The organism is Rhizobium sp. AC44/96 (genome assembly GCF_001692185.1).
GTDB lineage: Bacteria > Pseudomonadota > Alphaproteobacteria > Rhizobiales > Rhizobiaceae > Rhizobium.
The window spans coordinates 117337-141131 of record NZ_LXKO01000003.1; the positions used below are offsets into that span (position 1 = coordinate 117337).

Below are 23795 nucleotides of genomic sequence, written 5' to 3' on the forward strand. Positions count from 1 at the left end.
TCGGCGGCCGTGATCGCGCGCTTAAAGCGGCCGCAAAACTTGACGCTACCGCGGTTTCATGGTGAAGGTCAGGACCATCTTCCCTTGATTTTCCGGAAATACGAATACGATGGCTACCGAACGTTACAACCCGCGCGATGCCGAGCCCCGCTGGCAGCAAAAGTGGAACGAGAAGAAGGTTTTCGAGACCGACAACAGCGATCCGCGCGAGAAATACTACGTGCTGGAGATGTTCCCGTATCCATCCGGTCGCATTCACATGGGGCACGTCCGCAACTATGCCATGGGCGATGTCGTTGCGCGCTACAAACGGGCGCGCGGATACAACGTGCTGCATCCGATGGGGTGGGACGCATTTGGCATGCCGGCTGAAAACGCTGCCATGGAGCGCGGGGTTCATCCCGCGTCCTGGACATACCAGAATATCGCATCGATGAAGGCGCAGCTGAAGGCTATGGGCCTTTCGCTCGACTGGAGCCGAGAATTCGCGACCTGCGATGTCGCCTATTACCAGCACCAGCAGCACCTCTTCGTAGACTTCCTCGAGAAGGGGCTGGTCTATCGCAAGCAATCGAAGGTGAACTGGGATCCTGTCGACAATACCGTTCTTGCAAACGAGCAGGTGATCGACGGTCGCGGCTGGCGCTCGGGCGCCCTAGTCGAGCAACGCGAACTTACCCAGTGGTTCTTCAAGATCACCGATTTCAGCCAGGACCTCTTGGACGCATTGGACACGTTGGACCAATGGCCCGAGAAAGTTCGGTTGATGCAGAAGAACTGGATCGGCCGGTCGGAAGGCATGACGATCCGTTGGGAGATCGTCGGCGAAACGGCACCCGCTGGTCAAACCGAGGTTACGGTCTATACGACCCGACCCGATACGCTGTTCGGCGCATCCTTCCTGGCGATCTCTGCAGATCATCCGCTCGCAAAGGAAGCCGCGGTAAAGAATCCGGCTATCGATGCCTTCTGCGAAGAATGCCGCCGCGCCGGCACATCGCTTGCCGCGCTCGAAACAGCGGAGAAGAAGGGTATGGACACGGGCATACGCGTCCGCCACCCGCTCGACCCATCATGGGAACTGCCCGTTTACGTCGCCAATTTCGTTCTCATGGACTACGGAACCGGCGCCATTTTCGGCTGCCCTTCCGGGGACCAGCGCGACCTGGATTTCGCGCGCAAGTACGATCTTCCGGTTGTTCCAGTCGTCATGCCGCGGGATGGCGATGCGGCCAGCTTCAGCGTAGGCGATGTTGCCTATGATGGCGACGGCGTAATGATCAACTCGCGTTTCCTCGATGGCATGAGCAACGACGACGCATTCAATGCCGTTGCTGAACGTCTCGCCGCGGCATCGCTCGGGAACGTGCCGCAAGGCGAACGCAAGGTCAATTTCCGCCTGCGCGACTGGGGTATTTCCCGTCAGCGCTACTGGGGTTGCCCGATTCCGGTGATCCATTGCGACGATTGCGGCGTGGTACCGGTTCCGAAGAAGGACCTGCCGGTCAAGCTTCCCGATGACGTGACCTTTGACCAGCCGGGCAATCCGCTCGATAGGCACCCGACATGGCGCCACGTCGCTTGCCCGCACTGCGGCAAGGATGCGCGACGGGAAACGGACACGATGGATACCTTCGTTGATTCGAGCTGGTATTTCACGCGTTTCACCGCGCCGTGGGAGACCAAGCCGACGGATCCATCTGCAGCCAACCACTGGCTGCCGGTCGACCAGTATATCGGCGGCATTGAACACGCCATCCTGCACTTGCTCTATTCGCGCTTCTTCACCCGCGCGATGCGGGAGACCGGTCACGTCGACGTCAAGGAGCCCTTCAAGGGCCTCTTTACGCAAGGAATGGTCGTCCACGAAACCTACAGCCGTGGCTCGGGCATGAGCCGTGAATGGGTTTCCCCGGCCGATATCCGTATCGAGGAACTGGACGGCGCGCGGCGCGCGTATCTCCTGTCCAATGGCGACGAGATCGCGATCGGCTCCATCGAGAAGATGTCGAAGTCGAAGAAGAACGTGGTTGATCCCGACGATATCATCGCGTCCTACGGTGCGGATACGGCGCGATTCTTCGTCTTGTCGGACTCGCCGCCCGAGCGCGACGTGATCTGGTCGGAGGCCGGTGTCGAAGGTGCGCATCGCTTTACGCAGCGGCTTTGGCGCCTGATTTCGGAAGCGGCCGCGAACCTTCGAGACGTCGCTGCGACTCCGGCTAAGGATGGTGATGCGGTTGCTATTTCGCAACTGGCTCACCGGACCTTGAAGGCCGTTCAGAATGATTACGACAAGCTGTGGTTCAACAAGGCAGTCGCGCGCATCTACGAACTCGTCAACGCTCTCGCAGCGCCATTGACGAGGGTCGCTGGTGGCGAAGGCAACGAAACTTATCGGGCCGCTGTGCGAGAAGCTGCGGAGATTCTGATTCAACTCGTGGCGCCTATGACTCCACACTTGGCGGAAGAATGCTGGGCCACGCTTGGCAACAGCAGCTTGCTCGCACGGACATCTTGGCCGAGCTATGACGATGCGCTTGTCGCCGAAAATGAAGTGGTTCTGCCCGTGCAGATCAACGGGAAGAAGCGCGCTGAATTGACAATTTCCCGCGACGCAGATCAGAATACAGTCAGCGAAAGCGCGCTTGCTTTGGATGATGTGAAGAGGGCGCTGAACGGGCAGGCGCCGAAGAAAATCATCGTGGTTCCGCAAAGGATTGTGAACATTGTCGTTTAATCTCGCTCAGAAGCTGGTGCGCTGCACCGGTATTGCCACGGTGCTTGCGTCCACGATCCTCGTTGCATCCTGCCAGGTACGTCCGCTGTATTCCGAAAGCTCTGGCGTGACGGAAAAGCTATCGTCCGTCGGCTTCTCCGAAGCAACCAGCCGCGTCGAGCAGGAAGTGCGGAACCGTCTGATTTTCCTGGCGTCCAGAGGCGCCGGAGAGCCGGATAACCCGCAATACGAGGTTGAGATCAATGCTCACTCGGACGTCATCAATACGCTTCTTGTCGAGTCGTCCGATACGTCGCGCGCGGGTCGCGCGACGGTCAGCGTAGACTATACGCTGAAGGCGACGAAGGACGGCCATGTGATCAAGGCCGGAAATCGCTACGCCACGGCGCTCGTGGACTTCCCACGTCAGGAATTCGCCAAGGCCCGGGCAATCCGCGATGCCGAGGACAGGGCAGCTCGAGAGGCTGCCGAGTTCGTCGCTGCTGACCTTGCGGCGGCCCTTGGCCGCTGAGGAGCGGACGATTGGCCGAGATCAAATCGCATGAGTTCGAGGGATTTGCGGAGAGATCCGCCCGTAGCTACAAGCTCTTTGTAGTCTACGGTCCCGATCGCGGGCTCGTTTCAGAACGAGCTTCGATTCTTGCCGAGAGAACCGGCGTCGCGCTGAAAGATCCCTTTTCCCTTATCAAGCTCGATATTGCTGATTTGCAGCGCGATCACGGACGCCTGGTCGATGAGGCCGGCGCGATCGGCCTGTTTGGTGGCGACAAGCTGCTCTGGGTCCGGGGCGCTGCCAACGAGAAATATCTCGTCGACGCGCTACAGTTTCTCGCGGAATCCCCACTGGCAGGGACGTTTGTCATCATCGAAGCTGGCGACCTGAAGAAGGGCTCGCTTCTGCGAAAGGCGGCGGAATCATCCCGCAACGTTATCGCGATTCCTTGCTACGCGGACGACACCCGCGCACTGAACGCCTTGATCGATTCAGAGCTTTCCGCTGCTGAACTTCGTATCACTCCAGATGCCCGCCAGGCGCTCCTGGAATTGATCGGTGGTGACCGCATTGCCTCCCGCAACGAACTGAAGAAGCTAGCGCTCTACTGCCGAGGGCAGGGGAGCATCGAAGAACACCACGTCACAGAGATCATTGGCGATGCGAGCGCCATCTCGGTCGATGATGCCGTCGACGCGGTGTTGAGCGGCAACGCCGCCAACTTCCTGCATGCCATGCAGAAGATCATCTCATCGAAAACCGCGATCTTCCTGGTAATCCAGTCCTGCCTGAAGCAATTCCAGCTGATGGACGCGATCAGGGCGGAGATGGATGAAAAACGGATCTCGTCGACCCAGGCGCTGCAGACACTCGGCAGGCATCTGCACTTTCGGCGCAAGCCAATCGTAGAACAGGCCCTCCGGACATGGTCGCCGGAGGCCATCGCTCGCGAAACCAACCGACTACAATCGGCTGTCCTTCAAACCCGCAAGCGCGCCTCTCTGGAAGACACCATTGCCCTCCATACGCTGCTATCAACGACGCTGCAGTCGGCGCGCCGGTAGCAGCGTCAGCGGCGTTCCAGCAGGCGGCAAATCTCTTCGAGTTGCTCCAGAGACTTATAAGAGATCCGGATCTGCCCGCCGCTTGCCTTGTGATTGATGGTAACATCAAGCCCAAGCGTATCGGAGAGCGTCCGCTCGAGGGCGAGCGTATCGGAATCCTTTTGGTCGCGCTGTGCAGCAGTCCGCGGCTCGGACTGTGCCTTGATATCGTTTTGTGCTAGGCGCTCCGCGTCACGCACGGACATCCCCTTGGCAACGATGGCCCGAGCAAGGGTGGAGGGGTCCGAGGTCGGCACGAGCGCACGCGCATGACCGGCGGAAAGGCTTCCAGCCGCGAGGAGGTCGCGAACTGGTTCGGGCAGTTTCAACAGTCGCAGGGAGTTCGCGACGTGACTACGGCTCTTGCCGATAATCTCACCAAGATCGTTCTGCGTATAGCCGTATTCGGCGATCAACTGTTCGTAACCCAGCGCCTCTTCAAGCGGATTAAGGTCGGAGCGCTGAACGTTTTCCACGATAGCGATCTCGAGCGCCGTCTTGTCGTCCACATCGCGGACGACGACGGGAACTTCAACGAGCCCGGCCAACTGAGCCGCACGCCAACGTCGTTCGCCGGCTATTATTTCATACTGGTTGGGCGAGAGCGTTCGCACCACGACCGGCTGAACTATGCCGTGCTGTCGAATGGAACTCGCCAGATCGTGTAATTCGCTGTCATCGAAGAAGCGCCGCGGGTTTCTGGGATTGCGGCTGATGAACTCGATCGGAATCAATCTGTCCGCGCTGACAGGGGACTTCTCTGAGTCCACCGCAACCGGTTGATCCATCTCGCCGATCAATGCGGCAAGACCGCGTCCAAGTCTTCTCTTCGAGACATCATCGTTCATCGTCTAACTCGCCACTAATTTCAGTTAGGTGTTAAGCCGCAAGCCGCTGACGCTCGCGCTGAATCACTTCAGACGCCAATTGGAGATATGCTTGACTTCCTGCGCACTTCAGATCGTAGAGGATCGCCGGCTTACCGTAGGAGGGCGCCTCAGACACGCGAACATTGCGTGGAATCAACGTATGGTAGACTTTCTCGCCAAGATGCGTCCGCACATCGCTCACAACCTGCTGAGCAAGATTGTTCCGGGAATCAAACATCGTCAGCACGATACCCTGGATATCCAGTTGCGGATTCACCGTCCGCCGCACCTGATCGACCGTTTCCAGAAGCTGGCTCAAGCCCTCAAGCGCGAAAAACTCGCACTGCAGCGGAACCAAAACGGAATGGGCCGCCGCCATGGCGTTCATTGTCAACAGATTAAAGGAAGGGGGGCAATCCACGAGGATATAGGAGAAGCTATAAGCCTCTTCCATCGCCAAGGCTTTCTTCAGCTTGAAAACACGATCACTTTGCTGAGCGATCTCCATCTCGATGCCCAGCAGATCCATGGTCGACGGCACGATATACAGGTTGGGAACCGCCGTCTCCTGAACGACATCAAGCACCCCATGATCACCGAGAAGGAGATCGTAGGATGACAGCCGGCGGTTCTTTCGGTCGATACCAAGGCCCGTGCTCGCATTGCCTTGCGGATCAAGATCAACGATCAGAACGCGTTCACCAATGGCCGCCAGTGCCGTCGCCAAATTAATGGCCGTCGTCGTCTTGCCGACACCGCCCTTCTGATTCGCGATGGTAATAATCCGATTCCGTGCGCCAACCATGCTGTATTGCCCGATCCCGTTAAACCAAACGCCGAAGGTTGCATACTTCCAATATCACCGAGTCCTGCTCGACGGCGCTTCCATGTTCTACCAGATCGAATGTCCAGCGACCATGTGCTTTCGCAATCTCTGCCCGGTAATCCCGGCCTTTATGGAGATACGCTCGCAGTTTTTCATTATTGGCCGCCCAGGGATTGAAGTAGGAAAATAGCTGATCCAAGTCAGCAAGAGCGCGTGCTGAAATGAAATCGCAATCCGGAACGGCCGCCGGTGCGTCTTCAATGCGGATCGGATGGACTGAACCACGCGCGCCCATCTCCCTCAACGCCGTACGCAGAAACGCCGCCTTCTTGTGATTGCTCTCGATGAGATGTACCCAACCATCACCAATTTCTGCCAAGAAAATGGCGGTGATCACTCCCGGAAAGCCGCCGCCGCTGCCGAGATCAATCCACGTTCTGGGCTGATCCTGGAGCTGAAAGATCTGGGCGCTGTCCGCGACATGACGCCGCCATGCGTCCTCGTGCGTCGAGGGTGCCGTCAAGTTGATCGACTTGGCCCACTTTTGAAATAGGGATACGAAATCCTTCAGGCGTTGTTCTGTTTCACGTGAAACACGTCGGCCGTTTAACTCCATCGGTGGACTCTCATATAGTGTATTATCTGAACGCTTAGGCTGCGACAGTGAGCCGCCGCAGCTGCACGAGAAGAAGCGAAATGGCTGCCGGCGTCATGCCATCTACTTTCATCGCTTGCGCAATGTTGTAGGGCTTCGCCAATCGCAACTTTTGCTTCAACTCGTTCGAAAGCCCTGACAGGCAATCGAAGTCAAAATCGTCGGGAATCACGCGGTCTTCGTCGCGCTTGACATGCTCAATATCCGACGACTGGCGCGCCATATAGACCGCATAGTTCGCCTCGATCTCGAGCGCTTCCCCAACCCGACCATCGATCGCTGACAGCTGCGGCCATAGCCGTTTCAACACATCCAGGGAAAAATCAGGATAGGACAAGAGCTCATAACCGGTCCGTCGCTGCCCATCCATGTTCAACTTCAGGCCGGCGTGCCGGGCTTCATTTGGGGTCACCTTCAAGGAGGACAACAGTGCGCGACCGGCATCGAGGTCAGCCTTATAAGCTTCAAACTTGCGCCTGCGCTCAGCGGAGATGCCGCCGAGACCGATGGCAAATGGCGTCAATCTCACGTCCGCATTATCAGCCCGCAGAGAGAGCCTATATTCTGCCCGCGAGGTAAACATCCGATAAGGTTCCGCGACACCTCTGGAGGTCAAGTCGTCGATCATGACACCAATGTAGGAATCCGTCCGACTGAACCGGACCGCGTTCTGTCCGCCTGACAGCCGCGCTGCATTAAGGCCCGCGACCATGCCCTGCGCCGCGGCCTCCTCATAGCCGGTTGTCCCGTTGATCTGACCCGCCAGGAACAGGCCGGACACCTTCTTCACCTCCAGCGATGGCTTCAACTCGCGCGGATCAACATGATCGTATTCGATCGCATAGCCTGGCTGAAGAATCTCGACGTGTTCCAAGCCGGGGATTGTATGGATAAACGCATCCTGGATCTCTGCCGGCAGTGAAGTCGAAATACCGTTTGGATAAATCGTATCGTCATCCAGGCCTTCTGGCTCCAGGAATACCTGATGGCCATCACGTTCACCGAATTTGACCAGCTTGTCCTCAATCGAGGGGCAGTAGCGAGGCCCGACACCCGCGATCTGACCGGAATACATTGCAGAACGTTTCAAATTCTCGACAATGATCCGGTGCGTCGCATCCGTGGTCCGCGTCACGCCACAATCGATCTGCGCATTCGCAATGTGCGTCGTCATGAAAGAGAAAGGAACCGGATCCTCATCCGGACCCTGCCGGCCGACGCTGGCCCAATCGATTGTCTTGCCGTTCAGCCGGGCAGGCGTGCCCGTCTTCAATCTGCCGAGTCGGAGATCAAACCGCAGAAGTGTTTGCGAAAGCCCAAGCGACGGCTCTTCGCCAACGCGGCCCGCAGGTATTTTCTTATCCCCAATATGGATGAGACCACGCAAGAACGTTCCTGTCGTCAGGACAACCGATCCGCAGTCAAGAATCCGGCTATCTTTCATAATGACCGCTTCTACACGGCCGTCCTTAATCGACAGATCAAAGGCGTCGCCCTCGATAACGGTAAGATTCTCGATGGCCTCAATCTCTGTCAGCATCGCCTGCCGATAGAGCTTCCGGTCTGCTTGCGTGCGAGGACCACGCACTGCCGGTCCCTTCTTGCGGTTCAGCATTCGAAACTGGATACCTGCAGCATCCGCGACACGCCCCATCAGACCGTCCAGCGCATCAATCTCACGAACGAGATGGCCCTTACCGAGACCACCGATCGCCGGGTTGCAAGACATGACGCCGATGGTGTCTCTCTTGTGTGTGACTAGCGCAGTCGTGGCGCCCAGACGCGCCGCCGCGGCTGCAGCTTCGCATCCCGCGTGTCCGCCACCGATAACGATGACATCAAACCGAGAGGTATCCATTTCTTTAAGGCTCCTGAAGTGTCCCGGTGATGAGCGAAGTTAGTGCGTGAGTCAAGGGTGTTTCACGTGAAACCGCATTGCCGGTGCAGGCACCTTGATGTTTCACGTGAATCATTTGCCGATACAAAATTCACCGAAGATCACATCGAGAAGACTCTCGACATCGACACGGCCCGTAACGCGCCCAAGGGCTTCACTCGCGATGCGCAGATCCTCTGCTCTAACGTCGAGTCCGTGTGACGGCGACTGTAGCGCTGCGTCAACAGCGTGCAAGCATTGCGAAAGCGAATCGACATGTCGCGTCCGGCTAGGAATTGCCATTGAACTCGGGTGGACTTTGTCCTTCAACCGTTGGCCGATCGCAAGCCTAAGCTCATCCAATCCCAACCCTTGCTTGACCGAGACCAGCAGGTCGTACTGCCGGTCGTTGCTAGCCGGGAGGTCCGACTTCGTCCCAACGACGAGGGCGCCTGCTGGCAACGTCTGGGCAGAAGAGGGGAGGGATTGGTCCTCGAGATAGAGTACGAGATCGGCCTGGCTGATAACTGCCTCGGCGCGCCTGATACCTTCCCGCTCGACAATTTCAACCGTCTCGCGCAAGCCGGCGGTATCGTATAGTTTCACCAGATACCCGTCGATATTGAGATCAGTTTGCAGCACATCGCGGGTCGTGCCCGCAATATCGGTAACGATGGCGACATCTCTGCGCACCAGCGCATTCATCAAGCTAGACTTCCCGGCGTTAGGTTCGCCTGCAATGACAACTCTGAAGCCATCCCGAATAATCTCGCCAGTTGCCGCTTCCCGGAGATGAACCGCGATCTCGCGCGACAATCGCTCCATATCTAACCAGACGCTGTCTGAGACGGAGCCCGGAACGTCATCTTCGTCGGGAAAATCAAGTTCCGCCTCGATAAGAGCACGCCCACGCGTCAGTCGGTCCGCCCATGAATTGTAGAGCGCTGAGAGCCCGCCGGAACTATGCTCCATCGCCAAGCGGCGCTGCATCTCGGTCTCTGCCGCTATAAGATCGGCCAGGCCTTCGATCTCGACCAGATCCAACTTGCCGTTCTCAAACGCCCGTCGGGAGAACTCACCGGCCTCGGCCTGGCGAACAGCCTCGAATGTATCGAGCTCCCGATGCAATGCCTCGACGACAGCGCGGCCACCGTGCAGATGAATTTCTGCGACGTCTTCGCCTGTAAATGATTTGGGACCGGGAAAGAAGAGGATCAGCGCATTGTCGAGTTTGATTCCGTTACGAGTCCGAATCGTTCGCAATGTTGCCTGTCGCGGCGTGGGGACATGTCCCGCCAAGCTGGTCAGCACCGTAGCGACCTCGCGACCGCTCACGCGCATAACGGCCACCCCGGCCGGCACCGAACCGCTGGAGAGTGCATAAATGGTTTCAGTGGATCTGATCATCGTTTTTGTCCATCCGGTTCGAAGCCGAATCGAATACCGGAACTTCACTTAGCCAGCCCCTAGCCGACTTGGCTAGTTGTGGAAACGACCCTCCTAGAAACGATAAAGCCGACCACTCGCGTGGTCGGCCTTATAGGCGAATCCGGCTAAAGATTAAGTGTTCATCGAGTCGAAGAAATCTGGATTGTTCTTCGTCTGCTTTAGCTTGTCGATGAGGAACTCGATCGCATCTGTCGTACCCATCGGTGCAAGGATGCGGCGCAGCACGAAGATCTTCTGCAGATCCTGGCGTGGAACAAGCAGGTCTTCCTTACGAGTGCCCGACTTCAGAATATCCATCGCCGGGAAGATGCGCTTGTCTGCAACCTTACGATCGAGGACGATTTCCGAGTTACCGGTACCCTTGAACTCTTCGAAAATAACTTCGTCCATTCGGCTGCCGGTATCGATCAGCGCCGTCGCGATAATCGTCAGCGATCCACCTTCTTCGATGTTACGTGCTGCACCGAAGAAGCGCTTAGGGCGCTGCAGCGCATTGGCGTCAACACCACCGGTCAACACCTTGCCGGAGGAAGGAACGACTGTGTTGTAGGCGCGACCGAGACGCGTGATCGAATCGAGCAGGATGACAACGTCGCGACCGTGCTCGACAAGACGCTTCGCCTTTTCGATCACCATTTCGGCGACCTGGACATGGCGCACTGCCGGCTCGTCAAAGGTAGACGAAATGACTTCGCCGCGAACCGATCGCTGCATGTCGGTCACTTCCTCAGGACGCTCGTCGATCAAGAGCACGATCAGGTAACACTCTGGATGATTTGCCGTGATCGAATGCGCAATATTCTGCAGCAGGACGGTCTTACCGGTGCGTGGCGGCGCCACGATCAGGCCACGCTGGCCTTTACCGAGCGGAGCGACGAGATCGATCACACGCGGTGACAGATCCTTGGACGTGGGAACGTCGAGCTCCATCTTGAAACGTTCGTTCGGGTAGAGCGGCGTCAGATTGTCAAAATGAACCTTATGCCGGATCTTCTCCGGATCATCGAAATTGATCGTGTTGACCTTCAGCAGCGCGAAGTACCGCTCGCCTTCCTTCGGACCACGGATCGGTCCTTCGACCGTATCCCCGGTCTTCAGCGAGAACCGGCGGATCTGCGACGGAGAAATATAGATGTCGTCAGGACCCGGCAGATAGTTTGCATTCGCGGAACGCAGGAAGCCAAATCCATCCTGGAGAACCTCGACGACACCCTCGCCGATGATCTCAACATCCTGGCTGGCCAAAACCTTCAGAATGGCAAACATGAGCTCCTGTTTGCGCATCGTGCTCGCATTCTCGACCTCGAGCGATTCGGCAAAAGCCAGCAGATCCGTCGGGGATTTACTCTTAAGTTCCTGAAGCTTCATTTCAGCCATGAAGTGACCAATACTCTATATTTCTGAGGGGAGAGGCGATGCGAGGACAGTAACCGTTCCTGCGAAGAGTCCGCAGACGATCGAACTTTACATACATGCCACAAGGATGAGGTGAAGCGAAAATAGCGGCTCATGCGCAATGCCGCAAGGGGGCTGCTTAAAATGAAAGAAATTTAACCGATCAGAACGGCTTGACCACGACGAGAATGACGATCGCGATCATCAGCAGCGTCGGCGCCTCGTTCATGAAACGCCAATAGCGCGCCGAACGTCGATTTTCGTCACGCTCAAAAGCCTTGGCTGCGCGGCTGAAGAAGACATGCACGCCAGTCAACAGCACAACCAAGCCAAGCTTGGCATGCAGCCAGCCACCCTGAAAACCATAAACGGACCAGGCAAGGTATAGGCCGAAGATCCAGGTCAACATCATTGCTGGGTTCATGATCACCTTGAGCAATCTCCGCTCCATGACCTTGAACGTCTCCGACTGAATGGAGCCTGGCTCTGCATCGGTATGGTAGATGAACAGGCGCGGCATGTAGAAGAGCCCGGCCATCCACGAGATCACCGCAATCACATGCAACGCCTTGATCCAGAGGTAGAGGTCATCAGGATTCCAAGCGAATAGACCGACCGCGATTAAGACGAAGAAAACGATCGCGAAATAGGCGCGACGTCGGGCATAGGCGCCCGGCCGCTCATCGATCTGGCGCGCCATCTGTCAGCGTCCTCCGCCGCGAACGCGCTCGACGAGCAGGCGAACGTTTTCAGGATCCGCCTGAGGCGTAATACCGTGGCCAAGATTGAAGATCAGCGGGCCGCTGCCGAGCCGCTGCAGAATGTCGTCGATACCCTCCGACAAAGCCGCCCCGCCGGCAACGACCCGCATTGGATCTAGGTTACCCTGCACGGGTCCATCCTTCTGCAGCTCGACCGCGAAATCCAGCGGCACCGACCAGTCGAGCCCGATCGCGTCCGCCCCAGTCTTCTGCCGGTAATCGTTCAGGAGATAGCCAGCGCCCTTCGCGAAGGCGATCACGCGTGCCTTCGGTCGCCGTGCCTTGACCGACGCGATCATCCGCGCAACCGGTGCGACTGCGTAGGCAGCAAATTCCCGCTCGCCCAGCACACCCGCCCAGGAATCGAAAATCTGCACAGCGTCTGCACCAGCGTCGATCTGCGCAACCAAGTAGTCCGCAGAAATATCCGCCAGCACCGCCAGAAGATGCTCGAAGGCTTTCGGGTGCTTGTAGGCAAACAATCGCGCCGGCGCCTGATCCGGCGTTCCGTGCCCGGCGATCATATAGGTCGCGACCGTCCAGGGCGCCCCACAGAAGCCCAGCAACGTCGTCTCGTCAGGAAGTTTGAGCCGCAGCCGCCGAACCGTCTCCATGACGGGCGCAAGGTGCTCCATCACAGGTGCCAAATCCAGCCGCTCGATACCGCCAACATCAATCGGATCCATCTCCGGTCCGTGTCCTTCGGTGAAGCGAACATTCCGTCTCATGGCATCAGGGATCACCAGAATATCGGAGAAAAGGATTGCTGCATCGAATCCGTATCGCCGTATCGGCTGAAGCGTCACTTCGACTGCGTGCTCCGGCGAATAACAGAGATCGAGAAAGCTCCCGGCTTTTGCGCGCACTTGCCTGTATTCGGGGAGGTACCGTCCTGCTTGCCGCATCAGCCAGATCGGGGGAGGGCTCAGTGTTTCACCCTCAAGCACTCGTAAGATTTTCCGCCGCGTTCCGCTCAAGCGCTTCTTCCCTATAAAATCTAAAGATATTTAAAGAGGTTTCTATTTCTTAGAGTCGGTGACTATCAAGGATTAAAATCCATCCACGGACGATACGATTTGTCGCGCCACGCCGAAGTTGCGCGCACGAAGAAAGAAAGCTCTGTCGCGACTTTGGGGATAACACTGAAACGGTCTTAGATTTCAATGCGATGAAGGCTACCGCAATACGCACCTGGTTGTGGACAACTGCTGCATATCTGTGTGCCGTGTGCAAACTTTCCACAAAACCCACAAGTGCCGCCGGGGCCACGTCACAAGAATCCGAAATGTGGAAAACTAGGCATGTTTTCCCTTGCCTTGACCCGGGCCGGTCTCGTAGCTCTCCCTTATCCAGTCTTTTCAACAGGCATCGGAAAATATCGTGGAGAACCGGCCGAACTTCTTCCATCTGCACCTGATTTCTGACTCAACGGGAGAGACTCTGATCTCCGCCGGTCGCGCTGCTTCCGCGCAATTCAAGTCCGCCCAGCCGGTCGAACATGTCTATCCGCTGATCCGAAATCGAAAGCAGCTCCTGGCCGTATTGCAGACAATCGACGGTGAGCCGGGCATCGTCCTCTACACTATCGTCGATCGGGAGCTCGCTGCGCTGATTGATGAGCGATGCGCGGAAATGGGTGTGGCTTCCGTCAATGTGCTGGAACCAGTCCTCAACGCATTCCAGATCTATCTCGGCGCGCCTTCGCGCCGCCGGGTCGGCGCGCAGCATGTCATGAACGCGGGATATTTTGCGCGCATCGAAGCGCTTAACTTCACCATGGATCATGATGACGGCCAGATGCCCGATGACTATAATGACGCCGACGTCGTCATTATAGGCATCAGCCGTACGTCGAAAACGCCGACCAGCATCTATCTCGCCAACCGCGGCATTAAGACGGCCAACATTCCGATCGTCTACGGCGTGCCTCTTCCTGAGAGCTTGTTCTCGGCGACCAAGCCGCTGATCGTCTGTCTGATCGCGACCACGGACCGCATTTCGCAGGTCCGTGAAAATCGCGTTCTCGGAACTACGTCGGGCTTCGATCGTGGCGACTACACGGATCGCGCGGCCATATCCGAGGAACTCAAATATGCGCGATCACTGTGCGCGCGACATAACTGGCCGTTGATCGACGTGACGCGACGCTCGATCGAAGAGACCGCGGCTGCGATCGTTGCTCTTCGGCCAAAGCTGCGTTAAGCGCTGAACGTCTATCGCCGCGGAGGTTTTATGACAGTTAGACTCATCCTTGCATCCTCCAGTCCGTTCCGGCGAATGCTCATGCAAAATGCCGGCGTGTCGTTTGATGTTCATCCGGCCGAAATCGATGAGCGCGCTGTCGAAGCGCCGCTCGAGGCTGACGGCGCGCCGCCTGATGCAGTCGCCCTTGTTCTTGCAAAAGCCAAAGCGCGAGAAGTGAGCGGTCGCTTCCCTGATGCATTGGTCCTCGGGTCGGATCAGACGATGTCGCTCGGAAAGCGGACGTTTCACAAGCCCAGGAACATGAACGATGCGGCCGATCACTTGAAGGCGCTGCGCGGAGCAACGCACCGGCTGAATAGCGCGATCGCACTTGCCCTGGGTGGCGATATCATATGGGAGCACATCTCACACGCCGAATTGACGATGCGCATGTTCAGCGATGACTTCATACAACGTTATCTCTGTCGCGTCGGAGACAGGGCGCTTGCAAGCGTCGGGGCCTATCAGCTTGAGGGGGAGGGACTGCAGTTGTTCACGAAGATAGAAGGCGACTATTTCACGATATTGGGCCTTCCCATGATGCCCCTGTTGGAGAAGCTGCGTGAACTGGGTGCGATCGATGGATGATTCACGTGAAACATTGGGTCCGAGAGCGTTTGTCACCGGCTACCCCGCCAAACATTCCCGGTCGCCGCTGATCCATGGCCATTGGCTGAAAACGCTTGGCCTTCAGGGCAGCTATCAGGCTCACGAGGTAAAGCCGGAAGATTTTCCCGCCTTTATGCGCGCTCTGAAAAATGGCGAGTCTGGCTTTGCCGGCGGTAACGTCACAATCCCGCACAAGGAAATGGCGTTCAAGCTGGCCGATGAGCCCGATGAGCTTTCGGAAGAGCTCGGGGCCTCGAATACTCTTTGGATCGAAGATGGCCGTCTCAAAGCGACCAACACGGACGGCCGAGGATTTACAGCCAACCTCGACGAGCGCCGCCCCGGCTGGGACAAGGCGACGTCGGCCGTCATCCTGGGCGCCGGCGGGGCAAGCCGCGCTGTCATCCAGGCTGTGAGAGACAGGGGCTTTTCAGAGATCCATGTCGTCAACCGCACGGTTGACCGCGCGGCCGAACTCGCCGATCGCTTTGGGCCGAAGGTCTATGCTCACCCGATCGCCGCCCTCGGCGAGGTCATGAAAGGCGCCGGCCTGTTCATCAACACGACATCTCTCGGCATGGACGGTGAAAGCGCACCGCAGATTGATTTCTCTCCATTGCTGTCCGGCGCGGTGGTGACAGATATCGTTTACGTGCCGCTCAAGACACCTTTCCTCAAGCAGGCAGAAGAGCAAGGCTTCGCCATTGTCGATGGCTTGGGCATGCTGTTGCACCAGGCTGTTCCAGGTTTCGAGAAGTGGTTCGGCCAGCGGCCGATCGTGACCGAGGAACTTCGGTCGCTGATCATCGCGGATATGGAAAGACACTGATGCTGCGGATTGGATTGACCGGCTCGATTGGAATGGGAAAGTCCACCATGGCGAAACTTTTCGCCGAGCTGGGCCTGCCGGTGAACGATGCCGATGCCGTCGTCCATGATCTCTATTCCGGGGAGGCGGCACTGTTGGTGGAGGCAGCCTTTCCAGGAACAGTAAAGGACGGTGTGGTCGATCGCCAGGAACTTGGACGCCAACTGTCGGCTACGCCGGGTGGCTTCAAGCGCCTCGAAGAGATCGTCCACCCTCTCGTCAGAAAGCGCGAATCAGAGTTCATCGCACGCGAGCGAGAGAAGGGCAGCGACATGGTGCTGCTCGATATACCGCTGCTTTTCGAGACCGGAGCGGAAAAAAGAGTTGATGTGATTGTAGTGGTTACCTGCGATCCACAGATTCAGCGGGCGCGCGTGCTTGCGCGGCCGAACATGACGGAAGAGAAATTCAATGCGATTCTTGCTCGCCAGACGCCGGATGCGGAAAAGCGCAAGAGAGCGGACTACGTGATCGATACAAGTTCCAGCATCGAGGCGGCGAGACAGCGAGTAGCTGAAACTGTGTCCGATATAAAGCGTCGATTGGCGAATGGGGAATTCGAGCATGCGTGAGATCATTTTTGATACGGAAACCACCGGCCTGGATAACCGCGTCGACCGCATCATCGAAATTGGCGGGATCGAACTTCTCAATCATTTTCCAACCGGTAGAACGATCCATATCTACGTGAACCCCGGCAGCCAGAAGGTTCATCCGGATGCATTGGCCGTGCACGGGATTACCGATGAGTTCCTGAAGGACAAGCCTCCGTTCGCCGACGTCGTGCAACAGATCCTCGATTTCTTCGGGGATGCAAAATGGATCGCCCACAACGCGACGTTCGATATGGGGTTCATCAACGCCGAGCTTGCCCGGCTGGGAATGCCGCCGATCCTGCCCGACAGTGTGATCGACACACTTTCGCTCGCCCGGCGCAAGCATCCGATGGGCCCGAATTCCCTCGATGCGCTCTGCCGTCGCTACGGTGTCGACAATTCACATCGCGCAAAGCACGGCGCGTTGCTCGACTCCGAATTGCTTGCGGAAGTCTATATCGAGATGATCGGTGGTCGTCAGACGGCGCTGGGTCTCGGTGTGGCGCAAAACAACGCGGCCCTGGAACAGGACGCCGCCGATGAGATCATCATCGAGCCAATTGCCCGGCCGCGGCCGCTCGCCCCCCGCATCAGCGAGCAGGAAGGGCAGGCGCACGACGCGCTGATCGCCAAGCTTGGTCAAAAGGGCATCTGGGCAAAATACGATCGCCCAAACTAAAAATGCCCGGGCAGAACCCGGGCATTCAAGATCTTCCTGACGGAATGAATCAGTTCGCCTGAACCTTTGCACGTGCCTGCTCTTCAGCAACGCGCTGCGCGAACATCTGCGAGAAATCGATCGGATCGATCATCAGCGGCGGGAAGCCGCCATTGCGCGTCACGTCGGCGATGATCTGGCGCGCGAACGGGAAAAGCATCCGCGGGCACTCGATGAAGAGAACGGGGAGCATATGTTCCTGCGGGAAACCGGCGATCCGGAAGACGCCGCCATAGACCAACTCGGTGTGGAAGACCGTCTTGTCGCCATCCTTGGCTTCCGCGTTCAGCGAAAGAACGACGTCGAAATCGGTATCCGAGAGCGGATTGGCGTTGACGTTGACATTGATGTTGATCGCCGGCGCTTTGTCGCGGGCCTGCAGCGAGCGGGGAGCGCCCGGGTTTTCGAAAGAGAGATCCTTGGTGTACTGAGCAAGGATGGTAAGGCTCGGGCTTGTTGCACCGTTGTTGTCTTCGCTGGCCATTGGCTTTTCCTCGAGAGCTTTGGATGAGCCGCATTATCATTTCGAGGTTAGCGTTACAACCCGGGCCTATTGCGGTCCAAGCTGTGCGTCAATCGCCGATATGTTTGCCGGCCCAAGGAGACTTGCCGTCAGGCTCACGATGAAAATCCGTCGCATCCAGATCGACGACAGTCGAACGTCCGTCGCGATCGGTCGGTCGCGCGGACGACTGGTAGCCGTTGGCTGATCCCACAACGACAAACCGGTGGCTCACATATTTCCATGCCAGATCCCGCACCGCCGGGATGAAGATAAGGATCGCAACGATGTCGGTAATGAATCCAGGAATGATCAGCAGCAATGAAGCGATCACGAACATTGCGGGACGCAACAGCTCGCGACCCGGCAGAACACCGGTCTGTCCCTGTTCTGACATGCGCCGAAGGATGCCTATACCCTGGCGTTTGAGCAGGGCGATGCCCGTGATGAAGCTCAGCATGACGAGGGCGAGCGTCAACCAAAGGCCGATCGCTTTGCCGACCAGCACGAAGCCGGCGATCTCGGCAAGAGGCAGAAGCAGCAGGAAACCAGGGATTATCGTCGGTCGCATGTCATCATTCCGGTGGTCACCGGACTCCGTTTAAATCGGTCCCATTCGCGGACCTATTTGAATCATCTGTATCGGCAGACTATATGGGAGTACAAATCAGAGATGTTAACAGCGATAGCGGCGGAACATGGGTTCAAACGACTTCATCACATTGTTTTTTCTCGTGGCGGCGGTGCTGATTTTTTTGCAGCTTCGCAGTGTTCTCGGTCGGCGTACGGGAAATGAGAAGCCCCCGCGCGATCTTTATACGCCGCGGGATGCCGTCGGCCCCGAAACGCCTGACGCCGGCAAGGTCGTGACGTTGCCGCGTCGGGATGCAACGTCGGATGATGATGACCGGTTTGCAGCGATCGACGCATTCGCTCCCGCCGGCACGCCTCTGAACGATTCGCTTCGCGAGATGAACAAGGCCGATGCGTCGTTCAATCCGAAGGAATTCCTGAACGGCGCGCGGATGGCTTATGAAATGGTCGTGACCGCGTTCGCCGACGGCGATCGCAAGACGCTGAAGACCCTTCTGTCTCGCGAAGTCTACGATGGCTTCGATGCGGCGATCGGCGAGCGTGAGGCGAAGGGTGAAAAGGTGAAGTCGACCTTCGTCGGCGTCGAGAAAGCCGAGATCACCAATGTCGAACTGAAGGGTAGTGAAGCCCAGATTACCGTTCGCATGGTCAGCCAGTTGATTTCCGCGACATACGACAAGGATGGCAAGCTGCTTGACGGCGATGCGGAAAACGTGGCGGAGGTCAACGATCTCTGGACATTTGCTCGCGATACCCGCTCGCGGGACCCGAATTGGAAACTCGTGGCCACCGAATCGGAACATGAGTGACGAAACGCGGGGCTTTGCCCTTCACGCGATAAGCTTCGATCAGTTGGAAGGCTGGAGGGACGATGATCCCTCCGGCCTTTTTGAAACTATGGAAGCGTGTCGCCGATATATCGAGACCGTGAAGCCCTATCGAACCGGGTCTCTGGGTCTGACTTCGGGCGATCTGCTCGAGTTGCTGAATGCTGCTCGTGGTTTTCGACCGTCATCGGCTAAAGCGGCACGTGAGTTTTTCGAGGCTCATTGCCGGCCTTTCCGCATCGAGCTGGCAAATCAGACCCCAGGGTTTGTCACCGCGTTCTACGAGCCGGAGATCTCCGTCGCCGCAGAACCTGACAACGAGTATCGTTTTCCGTTCTATCGTCGGCCTGATGATCTCGTGGACTTGGACGACCGAAATCGGCCTGCCTCGCTGGATGAAAGCTATGTCTTTGGCCAATTGGCGGATGGAGAGATTATCGCCTATCCCGATCGCCGCGCGATCGACCAAGGCGCCCTGGAGGGGCGAGCTCTCGAAATCGCCTGGGCCAAATCCAAAGTCGATGTCTTCTTCGTCCACGTCCAGGGAGCAGCCCGTCTGCGCTATCGCGATGGCCGGATCGGACGGATTACCTATGCCGCAAAGGCTGGCCACCGATTTTCCGCAATCGGCAAGCTCCTGATCGAGCGCGGCGAAATCGCCCCGGCGGATATCTCGATGCAGTCCATCCGACGATGGCTAGCGCTCAATCCCGAGCGCGTCGATGAGATACTCTGGCACAATCGATCCTATATCTTCTTTCGAGAGGCGCCGTTCGATGGGGCTGATGGCGGACCAATCGCGGCGGCGAAAGTGCCGCTGATCGCCGGCCGATCATTGGCCGTCGATCGCCTGATCCATACGTTTGGATTTCCGTTCTTTGTTCGCGCCGAAAAGCTCACGCATCTGGATCAGGGCAGGGCGTTTCAGCGGCTGATGCTGGCGCTCGATACCGGCTCGGCCATTGTCGGCCCTGCGCGTGGCGACATCTTTACCGGGTCCGGTGACGAGGCCGGCGAATTGGCAGGAACGGTCCGTCATAACGCCGACTTCCACATTCTGGTGCCGAACGGCGCCGCGGCAAGGCTTGGCTGATGACGAAGGATCGCAAGCTCAGCCAGGACGAGCGTATTCTCTGGGGCAAAGTGGCGCGAAGCACGCGCCCCATGCCCGACAAGCTGGGAAAGCTGAGCGAACTTGATCTGTTTCTGCTTGAAGCGGAGACTGAAGCGGCAGCCGAGAAAGCAAAGTCTGAGAACGGTGTGTCTGGTGCCGTTGGTGCAACTGAACTTGCGACATCGCCCGCTTCGAAAACACCCTCTGGCGTCCATCACCCATTCGAACGCCCGGTAAGGCGCAAGATCGCCAAAGGCAAGCTTGCGCTCGAGGCGCGCATCGATCTTCACGGGCTTGTCCAGAGCGAAGCCCACGTCATGTTGCTCGAGTTCCTGATCCGGGCGCATGAGCGCGGGATGCGCCACGTTCTGGTGATAACAGGCAAGGGCAGCTCACGCGGAAGCGAGGGGGCGCTGAAGCGTGCCGTCCCATTCTGGTTCTCGAAGCCGGAGTTCCGTTATCTCATATCGTCCTATGAGACCGCGGCGCATCATCATGGCGGCGAGGGCGCTCTCTATATTCGCCTTTCGCGTGGCTATGGTGACAGGACATGACACCGTTTGGAGATGCTGTTCGCAAGCTGCGTCAACGCAAGGGCGTCTCGCAAAAGCAGATGGCCGAAGCGCTCAATGTCTCGCCGGCCTACCTCTCTGCCCTGGAACATGGCAAGCGTGGCTTACCTACCTTCGACCTGCTTCAGCGGATCGCCGGTTACTTCAACATCATCTGGGATGAAGCAGAGGAATTATTCCTGCTTGCGCGGTCTTCCGATCCGCGCGTTGTTGTCGATACCTCGGGTTTGTCTGCGGAATACACCGCGTTTGCAAACCTGTTGGCGGGCCGTATTCGCCATCTGGACCCCACGACGTTGGCGCAACTTGCCGCCGTTTTGGAGAATGGCGAAAAAGCGGACGGAAAACGGTCATAATCCCCTGTTTTATGCCGCACTTAAGGGCATCGGCATTGGGAAGTTTGATCAAAAACCCTATATTCTGATGTGAATAAGGCCGGTGATTCGCAAGTCTCTCTACGGCTCTGACAACAGGGAAATTCTCGACAATATGACCGATGTACCCGCGACGGAAAACGGCGTTAGCACCGAATATGGCGCAGACTCCATCAAGGTTCTCAAGGGCCTTGATGCCGTGCGTAAGCGCCCCGGCATGTATATTGGCGACACCGACGACGGCTCGGGCCTTCACCACATGGTCTACGAAGTCGTCGACAACGCCATCGACGAAGCGCTCGCCGGCCACGCTGACATCGTCACGGTAGCGCTCAATCCCGATGGATCGGTCACCGTCACCGACAACGGGCGAGGAATCCCGACCGATATTCATACCGGTGAAGGCGTTTCGGCTGCCGAAGTCATCATGACTCAGCTTCATGCGGGCGGGAAGTTCGACCAGAATTCCTACAAGGTTTCGGGCGGTCTGCACGGCGTCGGCGTTTCCGTTGTCAACGCTCTTTCCGTCTGGTTGAAGCTCAAGATCCGGCGCCAGGGCAATATCCATGAGATGAGCTTTACGCACGGCGTTGCCGATGCTCCGCTCAAGATCACGGGCGAGTCCGGCGGTGCGACCGGAACGGAAGTGAGCTTCATGCCCAGTTCCGAAACCTTCACGATGACCGAGTTTGACTATGGCACGCTGGAGCACCGCTTGCGCGAGCTCGCGTTCCTCAATTCGGGCGTCCGTATTCTTTTGACCGATAAGCGGCACTCGGACGTAAGACAGGAAGAGATGGTCTATGACGGCGGCTTGGAAGCCTTCGTCTCCTATCTCGACCGCGCAAAGAAGCCGCTTGTCGAGAAGCCGATCGCGATCCGTGGTGAGAAGGATGGCATCACCGTCGAAGTCGCCATGTGGTGGAACGATAGCTACCACGAGAACGTGCTGTGCTTTACCAACAACATCCCGCAGCGCGACGGCGGCACCCACATGGCCGGCTTCCGCGCAGCGCTGACACGGCAGATCACCTCCTATGCGGATACCTCCGGTATCACGAAGAAGGAGAAGGTCACGCTCGCTCCAGACGATTGCCGCGAAGGCTTGACGGCTGTCCTGTCCGTGAAGGTGCCGGATCCGAAGTTCTCGTCCCAGACCAAGGACAAGCTGGTTTCTTCCGAAGTTCGTCCCGTTGTCGAGCGGCTCGTCAACGAAGCGCTCGGTACCTGGCTGGAGGAGCATCCTGCTGATGCCAAGGTGCTGGTCGGAAAGGTCGCGGAAGCTGCCGCCGCGCGCGAGGCTGCGCGCAAGGCACGCGAACTCACTCGTCGTAAAGGTGCGCTTGATATCGCGTCGCTGCCCGGCAAGCTCGCAGATTGTTCCGAGCGCGACCCGGCGAAGTCGGAAGTATTTCTCGTCGAGGGCGATTCCGCTGGTGGTTCTGCCAAGCAGGGCCGTTCGCGCGAGAACCAGGCGATCCTGCCGCTCCGCGGTAAGATCCTGAACGTCGAGCGCGCTCGCTTCGACAAGATGTTGTCGAGCCAGGAAATTGGCACTCTGATCACGGCTCTGGGTACCGGTATCGGCAAGGACGAGTTCAACGCCGACAAGCTGCGTTATCACAAGATCATCATCATGACTGATGCTGATGTGGACGGCGCACATATTCGTACATTGCTGTTGACGTTCTTCTTCCGTCAGATGCCGGAACTGATCGAACGTGGGCATCTCTATATCGCCCAGCCGCCGCTTTATAAGGTATCGCGCGGCAAGTCGGTGCAATACGTCAAGGACGAGAAGGCGCTTGAGGATTACCTGATCAGCCAGGGTCTTGAAGATGCGGCCTTGACGGTTGGAGGCGGCGAAGTCCGCGTGGGCCAGGACCTGCGCGAGGTCATTCTCGATGCACTCAGGCTGCGCGCGCTGCTCGACAATCTGCATTCGCGATATAACCGCGCCGCTGTCGAGCAGGCAGCAATTGCAGGCGCCCTGAACGCGGAAGCGGTGAGCGATCGTGCGCGCGCCGAGCAGTTGGCGAACGACGTGGCCCGGCGCCTTGATGTTATCGCCGAGGAAACGGAGCGCGGCTGGGAAGGCGGCCTGACCAGCGAGGGCGGTCTTCGCCTGGAACGCATGGTTCGCGGCGTCAAGGAAGTTGTCGTCTTGGATATGGCCTTGATCGGCTCGCAGGACGCCCGGCACATCGATCAGCTCTCGGCGCGCCTCAAGGATATCTACCAGACACCTCCGAGCCTGACACGGCGTGATGGGACGCTGGAAATTTCCGGTCCGCGGGCGCTTCTCGAGGCAGTCTTTGCCAGCGGGCGCAAGGGGCTGACGATGCAGCGATACAAGGGTCTCGGTGAGATGAACGCCGAGCAGCTCTGGGAAACCACGCTGGATCCGAACGTCCGCTCGCTGCTGCAGGTCAAGGTAGCCGATGCAACGGATGCCGATGGCCTCTTTGCCCGCTTGATGGGTGACGAAGTGGAGCCCCGCCGCGAGTTCATTCAGGACAACGCCTTGAACGTCGCCAACCTCGACATCTAAGGTCTACTCCCCGATCGAAATCCCCGCGAGCTTATGGCTCCGCGGGGATTTCTGCATTC

The 23795-nt window shown here is 57.9% G+C and carries 23 protein-coding genes; 13 read left to right on the forward strand and 10 right to left on the reverse strand.

Going from position 1 to position 23795, the window contains the following annotated elements; all coding sequences use genetic code 11:
* The first annotated feature begins 109 nt into the window (after positions 1-109).
* The 3 genes from leuS to holA are packed head-to-tail and all read left to right on the forward strand — an operon-like array spanning position 110 to position 4297.
* Positions 110-2740 (forward strand): leucine--tRNA ligase, encoded by a 2631-nt coding sequence (gene leuS / locus A6U87_RS07285; protein WP_065690590.1) that lies wholly within the window; start codon positions 110-112, stop codon positions 2738-2740.
* On the forward strand, positions 2730-3251 hold the full coding sequence (lptE, locus tag A6U87_RS07290; RefSeq protein ID WP_065690591.1) for an LPS assembly lipoprotein LptE: 522 nt from the start codon (positions 2730-2732) through the stop codon (positions 3249-3251). The genes leuS and lptE overlap by 11 nt, the downstream gene beginning before the upstream one ends.
* An 11-nt stretch (positions 3252-3262) precedes the next feature.
* Complete coding sequence (gene holA / locus A6U87_RS07295) at positions 3263-4297, forward strand: DNA polymerase III subunit delta (RefSeq protein WP_065690592.1); 1035 nt, start codon at positions 3263-3265, stop codon at positions 4295-4297.
* Between the two features lie 5 nt (positions 4298-4302).
* On the opposite strand, the gene A6U87_RS07300 is transcribed toward holA, so the two are convergent.
* The 8 genes from A6U87_RS07300 to hemE all read right to left on the reverse strand — a co-directional run bounded on the left by A6U87_RS07300 (position 4303) and on the right by hemE (position 13144).
* Entirely contained in the window at positions 4303-5184 is an 882-nt protein-coding gene (locus A6U87_RS07300) for a ParB/RepB/Spo0J family partition protein (protein ID WP_065690593.1), read from the reverse strand.
* Positions 5185-5215: 31 nt separating this feature from the next.
* A complete protein-coding gene (locus A6U87_RS07305; RefSeq protein WP_065690594.1) occupies positions 5216-6010 on the reverse strand; it encodes a ParA family protein in 795 nt (264 codons plus the stop codon).
* Between the two features lie 19 nt (positions 6011-6029).
* Positions 6030-6647: a 16S rRNA (guanine(527)-N(7))-methyltransferase RsmG gene (rsmG, locus tag A6U87_RS07310; RefSeq protein ID WP_065690595.1), complete on the reverse strand. Its 618-nt coding sequence runs from the start codon at positions 6645-6647 to the stop codon at positions 6030-6032.
* A 34-nt stretch (positions 6648-6681) separates the two neighbouring features.
* On the reverse strand, positions 6682-8544 hold the full coding sequence (gene mnmG, locus A6U87_RS07315) for a tRNA uridine-5-carboxymethylaminomethyl(34) synthesis enzyme MnmG (protein WP_065690596.1): 1863 nt from the start codon (positions 8542-8544) through the stop codon (positions 6682-6684).
* A gap of 111 nt (positions 8545-8655) precedes the next feature.
* The gene (gene mnmE, locus A6U87_RS07320; RefSeq protein ID WP_065690597.1) at positions 8656-9969 is read right to left on the reverse strand and encodes a tRNA uridine-5-carboxymethylaminomethyl(34) synthesis GTPase MnmE; all 1314 of its coding nucleotides are present in this window, start codon (positions 9967-9969) and stop codon (positions 8656-8658) included.
* Between the two features lie 153 nt (positions 9970-10122).
* The gene (gene rho / locus A6U87_RS07325; RefSeq protein ID WP_113521522.1) at positions 10123-11388 is read right to left on the reverse strand and encodes a transcription termination factor Rho; all 1266 of its coding nucleotides are present in this window, start codon (positions 11386-11388) and stop codon (positions 10123-10125) included.
* 181 nt (positions 11389-11569) lie between these two features.
* On the reverse strand, positions 11570-12106 hold the full coding sequence (gene hemJ / locus A6U87_RS07330) for a protoporphyrinogen oxidase HemJ (RefSeq protein ID WP_065690598.1): 537 nt from the start codon (positions 12104-12106) through the stop codon (positions 11570-11572).
* 3 nt (positions 12107-12109) lie between these two features.
* Entirely contained in the window at positions 12110-13144 is a 1035-nt protein-coding gene (hemE, locus tag A6U87_RS07335; protein ID WP_065690599.1) for a uroporphyrinogen decarboxylase, read from the reverse strand.
* A 403-nt stretch (positions 13145-13547) separates the two neighbouring features.
* Here hemE and A6U87_RS07340 point away from each other — a divergent pair, with 403 nt between their 5' ends.
* The 5 genes from A6U87_RS07340 to dnaQ are packed head-to-tail and all read left to right on the forward strand — an operon-like array spanning position 13548 to position 17163.
* Positions 13548-14369, forward strand: coding sequence for a pyruvate, water dikinase regulatory protein (locus A6U87_RS07340; protein WP_065690600.1), 822 nt, complete (start codon positions 13548-13550; stop codon positions 14367-14369).
* A gap of 30 nt (positions 14370-14399) precedes the next feature.
* Positions 14400-14999, forward strand: a complete 600-nt coding sequence (locus A6U87_RS07345) for a Maf-like protein (RefSeq protein WP_065690601.1) — start codon at positions 14400-14402, stop codon at positions 14997-14999.
* The gene (locus A6U87_RS07350; RefSeq protein WP_065690602.1) at positions 14992-15849 is read left to right on the forward strand and encodes a shikimate dehydrogenase; all 858 of its coding nucleotides are present in this window, start codon (positions 14992-14994) and stop codon (positions 15847-15849) included. The genes A6U87_RS07345 and A6U87_RS07350 overlap by 8 nt, the downstream gene beginning before the upstream one ends.
* Entirely contained in the window at positions 15849-16460 is a 612-nt protein-coding gene (gene coaE, locus A6U87_RS07355) for a dephospho-CoA kinase (protein WP_065690603.1), read from the forward strand. Before A6U87_RS07350 ends, coaE begins: the two co-directional genes overlap by 1 nt.
* Complete coding sequence (gene dnaQ, locus A6U87_RS07360) at positions 16453-17163, forward strand: DNA polymerase III subunit epsilon (protein ID WP_065690604.1); 711 nt, start codon at positions 16453-16455, stop codon at positions 17161-17163. Before coaE ends, dnaQ begins: the two co-directional genes overlap by 8 nt.
* Before the next feature lie 49 nt (positions 17164-17212).
* Here dnaQ and secB read toward each other — a convergent pair whose 3' ends face one another.
* Positions 17213-17686, reverse strand: a complete 474-nt coding sequence (secB, locus tag A6U87_RS07365) for a protein-export chaperone SecB (protein ID WP_065690605.1) — start codon at positions 17684-17686, stop codon at positions 17213-17215.
* A gap of 88 nt (positions 17687-17774) precedes the next feature.
* Complete coding sequence (locus tag A6U87_RS07370; protein ID WP_065690606.1) at positions 17775-18275, reverse strand: FxsA family protein; 501 nt, start codon at positions 18273-18275, stop codon at positions 17775-17777.
* A 127-nt stretch (positions 18276-18402) separates the two neighbouring features.
* Here A6U87_RS07370 and A6U87_RS07375 point away from each other — a divergent pair, with 127 nt between their 5' ends.
* The 5 genes from A6U87_RS07375 (at position 18403) to gyrB (ending at position 23736) form a co-directional block, all read left to right on the forward strand.
* On the forward strand, positions 18403-19107 hold the full coding sequence (locus A6U87_RS07375) for a Tim44/TimA family putative adaptor protein (protein WP_065690607.1): 705 nt from the start codon (positions 18403-18405) through the stop codon (positions 19105-19107).
* Complete coding sequence (locus tag A6U87_RS07380; RefSeq protein WP_065690608.1) at positions 19100-20218, forward strand: murein transglycosylase A; 1119 nt, start codon at positions 19100-19102, stop codon at positions 20216-20218. Before A6U87_RS07375 ends, A6U87_RS07380 begins: the two co-directional genes overlap by 8 nt.
* A complete protein-coding gene (locus tag A6U87_RS07385) occupies positions 20218-20793 on the forward strand; it encodes a Smr/MutS family protein (protein ID WP_065690609.1) in 576 nt (191 codons plus the stop codon). Before A6U87_RS07380 ends, A6U87_RS07385 begins: the two co-directional genes overlap by 1 nt.
* Positions 20790-21167, forward strand: coding sequence for a helix-turn-helix domain-containing protein (locus tag A6U87_RS07390; RefSeq protein ID WP_065690610.1), 378 nt, complete (start codon positions 20790-20792; stop codon positions 21165-21167). The genes A6U87_RS07385 and A6U87_RS07390 overlap by 4 nt, the downstream gene beginning before the upstream one ends.
* A gap of 133 nt (positions 21168-21300) precedes the next feature.
* Positions 21301-23736 (forward strand): DNA topoisomerase (ATP-hydrolyzing) subunit B, encoded by a 2436-nt coding sequence (gyrB, locus tag A6U87_RS07395; protein WP_065690656.1) that lies wholly within the window; start codon positions 21301-21303, stop codon positions 23734-23736.
* Positions 23737-23795 lie beyond the last annotated feature (59 nt).